The sequence below is a fragment of the Photobacterium sp. SKA34 genome (assembly GCF_000153325.1).
Classification (GTDB): Bacteria; Pseudomonadota; Gammaproteobacteria; order Enterobacterales; family Vibrionaceae; genus Photobacterium.
In genome coordinates this window covers 94,158-100,340 of sequence record NZ_AAOU01000019.1, presented here as the reverse complement: position 1 = coordinate 100,340, position 6,183 = coordinate 94,158, and the positions used below count along the sequence as shown (strand labels likewise).

The window sequence follows — 6,183 nt, the reverse complement described above, 5'->3', positions numbered from 1 at the left end:
AACAATACGCATTCTTCCTTCCATTTTGACGATGTAGTTTAATTAAATATGAAATCAAATAATCAAACCATAATAACCGCTATAGCAATTGCTATTATCGGAGCATTAATTCTTAGCCTTATTCCTACTCTTCCTTCTTCTATTAGCTTTGCTTTAGGTGCTATCGCTGTCGGTGCTGCACTTTACTTCATGCAAACACCTAAAGAAGTTACCCCTATCGATAATACTGAAACCTCTCAAAACAGCAAAACCCTTTATGTTGGTAACCTTCCTTATCGCGCTAATGAGACCGATGTTAAAAATCTATTCGCTGAGCATGGCGATGTTTTTGCTGTACGCCTAATGAAGGATAAACGTACAGGCAAGCGAAGAGGCTTTGGCTTTGTTGTGATGAGTAGCCTAGATGCTGATAGTGCTATCGAGCAATTAAACAATAAAGAATATGGTCAACGTACATTAAAAGTACGTGAAGCTAATGAGCCTAAAAACGCGGATACGGATATTTTAGAGACTGAATAGTACCCAGATCTATCTGACGTAAACTTTTATTCAGCGCCGCTACACTTTCTGTAGCGGCGCTGCTGTATGTAAGGTTTATGATTTCATTATGGCGTTGTTTTTCTTGTTCAGATAATCCTAACAAGGACGATACGCGTACAGCTATCGCTTTACCTGAGTCCACAATACTCACTTCATTATTAAGAACGGCTTTTATTTCTTCTTTAATTAGTGGGAAGTGTGTACAGCCTAAAATAATACTATCTACTTGCTGTTGCCATGGCGCTAAAATTTCACTGAGCTCATGAAGAGAAATAGCTTCCCCACGTAGCTTTTGCTCCGCCATTTCTACTAATCGGGTTGAACCGATCATTTTTACTTCGCAATCACTGGCAAATTGGTTAATTAACTGCTGCGTATACTCGCGTTTAACGGTTGCTGGTGTTGCTAATAAACCAATCACTTTGGTTTGACTTAATTTAGCCGCAGGTTTAATTGCAGGAACAACGCCAACAATTGGTATATTGAGATTTTGACGTAGAGTCGGTAATACAATGGTACTTGCGGTATTACACGCGATAACAACTAAGTCTGCTTGATACTGTTCAACTAATGTCGAGACAATATGGTTGGTACGTTCGATAAGGACATTATCGGGTAATTCACCATACGGGAAAGCTGCGTTATCGAAGGCATAGATATATTGCACTTGCGGTAAAAGATCGTAGATTTCTTTATAAACAGATAAACCACCTACACCAGAATCAAAAATAACAATCTTTTTCACTCGTACCATACCTAATAAACATTACTCACCTTATGATACTGCGATCTTCAGCTCTCGCAAACAGCCCTGTTAGTTAACTGATACCGCTGATAATAAAATCGCTCAATTATGTCTATATTTTTCCATGTAATATCTAGAGAGCGTTGGAAAAACGGCGCATCAACCACAAAGGTTTGTACTAAATCTTTCCCGTTATGTGCAAGCTTTATTAAAAAGGCCGCTGTATTAGCGGCCTTATCTCTAAGATTTTCGATTAAAATTGGTAATTAATTGAAGTATAGAATGTACGCTCAGGCATTGGATAACCTTTAGCTGTTTCATATTTCTCATTAAACATATTAGATACACGCCCTTTTAATGCTAATTTGGGCTGTAACCAATAAGTCATCGCTAAATCCCACGTATTATAACTTGGCAATATTTGAGTATTATTGCTATCAGAGTAGCTTTTACCGTGATATTGATATGTAACTGCAGTATCTAGCATACCTATACTTGCTGAACCGACCCATTTAAAAGAGAATTTATCTCTACTAGGTAATAGCTTACCATTTTGTGATCTTGGGTCTTTGAAATCGAAATTTAATTCATGGGAAACCAGTCCTGTATCAAAGTCTGCTTCAAATTCTATGCCCTTTATTTTGCTTTCACCTTTAACGTTTTTCCATGTCCCTTTTGAATCATTAATACCGTTTTGATACGTTATCAGATCATCTATTCTCATATGATACGCAGTTGCGGATAATGAAACTAACTCATAATCAGCATGTAATGATAACTCTGAGTTTTTAGAAGATTCAGGTCTTAAGTTTGGATTACCTTCAAAAATTGACGCATTACTATATAAATGAAATAAATTAGGGGCTTTAAATGCAGTTCCGTACGACCCTCTAAGCTGAATATTATCATTGAGATACCATCCACCAGCGATATTATAAGTCGTATTACTACCATATTGCTGATTATCATCTAAACGAACACTTGTTTCTAAAGACACATGATTATAATTAAATAAACCAACGCCGTATAAACCAGTATTATTCCGAGAGTTTGTTGTATTTGATTGGAGTTCAGTCCAAGCTTCATTTCGCCAATCAACACCGCCCACAATATTTAAAATTTCATTTAATTTGTATGCATTAGACCATTGAATATTTTTTTGGCTAAACTTTTCATGGACCTGTGCATATAGATTTAAAGGGTTAAGCACATCATAAGCTTGATTTTTTTGATGTTGATAATCTAACTTTATTGCTGATTTATAATTGTTTAAATCAAGATCTAAACCTGCACTATAATCAAATAGCTCAGATTCAGCAGTAGCATACCCGTGAGATCTAAAAAATGAACTATCATATTGATAATGATTTTTATACCAGCGTGTTGACAGAAAACCTTTCAAAATGTCATTAAAGCTATGATGGTATGCGATCATCCCGTTACGGCTATCAAAGCCATGTTTATCACTATCGTTAACACCAATCACAGGATGAACATTGTAACCTTCATCATCTTCATAAGCGGCAGCTAGTTGCAGCAAACCATTTTCACCAACTTTATACGCGCCTGATGCACTTGCCTCTTGATAGTTATTACTACCAATACCTACATTCAACTTCGTTTTTGATGGTGAATCGACATCAGCCAATGTAATAATATTGATTACACCGCCAATCGCTTCAGAGCCATAAAGCGCAGCACGGGCACCACGGGTAAATTCAATACGCTCAACTTGAGTTAACGGTATTTGGTTAAAATCAACATTCCCTGTCGCGGCCTTAGCCATACGAATACCATCAACTAGCACAAGTACTTGATCAGAGTTAGTACCTCTCACCCGAATGCTAGCCAACTGGCCTCGACCACCATTTTGAGTAATTTGCACACCCGGTAGTAAGCTAATCACATCTGTGAGTGTTTTAGCTTGTATATTATCGATATCTTGACGGGTCACGATATTAAATGGAGCAAGTACTGAAGTCACTGGTTGTTCAAACCGGTTGGCAGTAACCACCATCACATCATCGGTTTGGGTGTTATCTTCTGCAGCTATGATAGAAAAAGAGGGAAAATACACCGACGTTATCGCCAGTGCTAAAAATGTTTTTTTCATTTGAGGATCCTAAGTCGCGTATATAACAAAGCAAAAGTGCTTTACCGCTGGTTGGTATTCGGACTTAAGAGCAAGACCTGAAGAAGGTCACCTAGGCATCAACTTCCCATCTTAACAACACATCATTTACTATCTATTGATAAAACATATTGTTAAAACAGTGTTTGGAATACATCCGTGTGCGTTCGTTCTCTATTACCGCTGCGCGTCAGTTACGGATTTTCACCGTATTCCCGTACCACTCCTTGGTTAACCAGCGCAGAGCAGATGCTAGTGATGTATCGCTTTTATGTCTAGTTTTGTTTGCTATTAGTTATAAATAATTCACTTTAATAAGAACATTTATTCCCTGAAGACTGGACATCACGGTGCAATGCAATAAAATCTGCGGTCTTATTTTGAGCAGTCGAGGCATACACTATGACATCTACCATCCTTAACACCGCTGATTATCAGCAACAGTTGGATGAAAAGACAGAGCGTATTCAAAACATTTGTGCTGATTTTGATACCCCTGAACTCGAGGTGTTTGCCTCTCCTGCAGAGCATTACCGTATGCGTGCAGAATTCCGTGTTTGGCATGAGGGTGAAGATCTTTTCTATATCATGTTTAACCAAGAAACACGTGAAAAATACCGTGTTGATCAATTTCCTGCGGCAAGTCGTTTGATCAATGATTTGATGCCGATGCTGGTTGATGCAATCAAACCCATTAAAGCGCTACGTCATAAATTATTCCAAGTCGATTTCTTATCAACCCTTAGTGGAGAAATCCTTGTTTCTATGCTTTATCACCGTCAACTTGATGATGAGTGGACAGCAGAAGCTAAGCAGCTAAAACAGCGCCTAAATGATGAAGGCTTTAAGCTAAATCTTATTGGCCGTGCTCGTAAGATGAAAATCGTACTGGATCAAGACTATGTTATCGAACAGCTAAAAGTGCACGATCGCACCCTAACCTACAAGCAAGTTGAAAACAGCTTTACCCAACCTAACGGTGAAGTTGCACAAAAGATGCTTGAATGGGCCGTTGACTGCACTCAAGACAGCAAGGGTGATTTACTTGAACTTTACTGTGGTAACGGTAACTTTTCACTGGCGCTAGCACAAAACTTCGAACGTGTGTTAGCAACAGAGTTAGCAAAGCCATCTGTAGATTCTGCGCAATACAACATTGCGGTTAATAACATTGATAACGTGCAAATCATTCGCATGTCTGCAGAAGATTTTACTGATGCTATGGAAGGTAAGCGTGAATTCCGCCGCTTAAAAGATCAAAATGTGGATCTTCAAAGCTACAATTGCAACACGATCTTTGTCGATCCTCCACGATCGGGAATGGATGAGGGAACTTGCCGTATGGTGCAAGGCTATGAGCGTATCATGTACATCTCTTGTAACCCTGAAACACTCAAAGAGAATTTAGACATCCTGTGTCAAACACACAAGATCACCCGCTTTGCCTTATTTGATCAATTCCCATATACCCATCATATGGAAGCTGGCGTATTACTTGTACGTAAATAATATTACCAAGTAACACTTAATAAAAAAGGCGCTGAATGCGCCTTTTTTATTCTAGGTATTAATGAAATTATTTCGCTTCAGCTTCTGGCTTGGCTTTTTTATTCATTGCACCCATTTTGTAACTCACCCAGAATAGCAGTGCTAGTGCAATCATTAATGGCAGGAAGTTCGAACCCATTTCTGGCACTGCTGCACGAAGAAATGCTGAGTAACCAAATGCACCAACAAAGAAACATGCCGTTGCAATCGCAGGCGTACCTTCTGTCATTGGTTTACGTAGGTATTCTTGGTAGAGACAGTACGCTGCCAATACAAATGCAAGCACAGGGAAAATAGAGAATGCCACGCTGCTTGACGTTAATACTGCTAATGTTGCGTTACCGCATACACCTGCTAATAATGATAGAACTAGAGTTTTACGTTCTGCTTTAACTTGTTGCTTGTCCATATCCTTCACCACAAAATCGAAATAAGGTTATAGTTTTTGCCTGAGCTCTCGACGCTCACGCTCTTTTCGGTACCAGTAAGCACCCTTTGCAATCATTCTTAATTGCATAATCAATCTTTCTGCATGCTCAGCACGAGCATGACTATCCAGATCTAACGCTTCTGCCCCTGAACTAAAGACTAAAGTAACGGACGCCTCTGCTTGGGTATACGCTTCTTCGTGCGTCACCCCTGTTTTGGCCTCAAGATACTCACTTAGTTCAGCCACAAAGTGTTGTATTTCACGAACAACAGCAGCACGAAATGCTGTTGATGTGCCTGAACGTTCACGTAATAGTAAACGAAAGACATTAGGACTACTTTCGATAAACTCCATAAACGTCTCAACCGAGGTGCGAATCACACTCCCTTCGGTCGCAATACGTTGACGCGCTTGTCGCATTAGCTGACGAAGGATCAATCCACCTTCATCCACCATAGTTAAGCCTAATTCGTCCATATCTTTAAAATGACGATAAAACGATGTTGGGGCAATCCCTGCTTCACGAGCAACTTCTCGTAAACTTAAATTAGAAAAACTTCTGTCTGCACTTAACTGGCTAAACGCAGCATCGATAAGCGAGCGACGGGTTTTTTCTTTCTGTTGAGCCCTGATCCCCATGGACATCTGCTTCTCTATAGTTTTCTGATCATAATACGCAACGAAATGAAGATAAACAGTCGCGTAAGAATAACCCTATACTACTGGCTCAACCGCCTTCACGCAAAGCCAGATTAACATCAATTATTCACACACATCACAATCTACTAC

6 protein-coding genes and 1 riboswitch are annotated in these 6,183 nt (G+C 39.4%); of the genes, 2 read left to right on the top strand and 4 right to left on the bottom strand.

Features of this window, described 5'->3' with window-relative positions; translation table 11 throughout:
* Positions 1-48: 48 nt before the first annotated feature.
* Positions 49-519 (top strand): RNA-binding protein, encoded by a 471-nt coding sequence (locus SKA34_RS00470; RefSeq protein WP_006643533.1) that lies wholly within the window; start codon positions 49-51, stop codon positions 517-519.
* On the opposite strand, the gene murI is transcribed toward SKA34_RS00470, so the two are convergent.
* Both murI and btuB read right to left on the bottom strand, forming a co-directional pair.
* A complete protein-coding gene (murI, locus tag SKA34_RS00465; protein WP_006643532.1) occupies positions 482-1,294 on the bottom strand; it encodes a glutamate racemase in 813 nt (270 codons plus the stop codon). The genes SKA34_RS00470 and murI overlap by 38 nt on opposite strands.
* Before the next feature lie 244 nt (positions 1,295-1,538).
* On the bottom strand, positions 1,539-3,398 hold the full coding sequence (btuB, locus tag SKA34_RS00460; RefSeq protein WP_006643531.1) for a TonB-dependent vitamin B12 receptor: 1,860 nt from the start codon (positions 3,396-3,398) through the stop codon (positions 1,539-1,541).
* A 31-nt stretch (positions 3,399-3,429) separates the two neighbouring features.
* Positions 3,430-3,671, bottom strand: a riboswitch (cobalamin riboswitch).
* 147 nt (positions 3,672-3,818) lie between these two features.
* Here btuB and trmA point away from each other — a divergent pair.
* Positions 3,819-4,925, top strand: coding sequence for a tRNA (uridine(54)-C5)-methyltransferase TrmA (gene trmA, locus SKA34_RS00455; RefSeq protein ID WP_006643530.1), 1,107 nt, complete (start codon positions 3,819-3,821; stop codon positions 4,923-4,925).
* A gap of 67 nt (positions 4,926-4,992) precedes the next feature.
* On the opposite strand, the gene SKA34_RS00450 is transcribed toward trmA, so the two are convergent.
* Together SKA34_RS00450 and fabR are read right to left on the bottom strand one after the other, a co-directional pair.
* On the bottom strand, positions 4,993-5,373 hold the full coding sequence (locus tag SKA34_RS00450; protein WP_006643529.1) for a YijD family membrane protein: 381 nt from the start codon (positions 5,371-5,373) through the stop codon (positions 4,993-4,995).
* A gap of 27 nt (positions 5,374-5,400) precedes the next feature.
* Entirely contained in the window at positions 5,401-6,033 is a 633-nt protein-coding gene (fabR, locus tag SKA34_RS00445; protein ID WP_005372563.1) for an HTH-type transcriptional repressor FabR, read from the bottom strand.
* Between the last annotated feature and the right edge of the window lie 150 nt (positions 6,034-6,183).

What these genes read in the sequence shown, in the direction of transcription:
- fabR (WP_005372563.1), bottom strand. Translation starts at nt 6,033, where the DNA reads ATGGGGATCAGGGCTCAACAGAAAGAAAAAACCCGTCGCTCGCTTATC.
- SKA34_RS00450 (WP_006643529.1), bottom strand. Translation starts at nt 5,373, where the DNA reads ATGGACAAGCAACAAGTTAAAGCAGAACGTAAAACTCTAGTTCTATCA.
- btuB (WP_006643531.1), bottom strand. Translation starts at nt 3,398, where the DNA reads ATGAAAAAAACATTTTTAGCACTGGCGATAACGTCGGTGTATTTTCCC.
- trmA (WP_006643530.1), top strand. Translation starts at nt 3,819, where the DNA reads ATGACATCTACCATCCTTAACACCGCTGATTATCAGCAACAGTTGGAT.
- SKA34_RS00470 (WP_006643533.1), top strand. Translation starts at nt 49, where the DNA reads ATGAAATCAAATAATCAAACCATAATAACCGCTATAGCAATTGCTATT.
- murI (WP_006643532.1), bottom strand. Translation starts at nt 1,294, where the DNA reads ATGGTACGAGTGAAAAAGATTGTTATTTTTGATTCTGGTGTAGGTGGT.